The organism is Mycobacterium sp. (assembly GCF_008709575.1).
Taxonomy (GTDB): domain Bacteria; phylum Actinomycetota; class Actinomycetes; order Mycobacteriales; family Mycobacteriaceae; genus Mycobacterium.
Genome location: NZ_VYIK01000400.1, coordinates 1 through 242, shown reverse-complemented (window position 1 = coordinate 242; position 242 = coordinate 1). Strand labels below are relative to the sequence as shown.

Genomic DNA, 242 nt, shown 5'->3' with positions numbered 1-242 from the left:
GAGCGCCGGCTGCAACGGCGCGCCGAGCAAGCCCGTCGCCGCCGGATCCTGGCGATCGTCGGCGGGTCGCTGGCCGCGGTGGCGGTGATCGCCGTAGTGGCGACCAGCCTGTGGTACGCCGACAAAGCACACCACAAGAAGCCGGCGGCGGCTGGCAGCCCCACCACCGCCACCCCGGCTGCAAGCGCGCCGCCCGGGGTGCCGCCGTTGCCGCCGTTCGCCCCGTCCCCCAGCGTGGGCGC

The 242-nt window shown here is 76.9% G+C and carries 1 pseudogene; it reads left to right on the top strand.

The window, feature by feature from the left end:
* A pseudogene (locus tag F6Q13_RS19215) lies at window positions 1–242 on the top strand (peptidylprolyl isomerase); the annotation flags it as partial.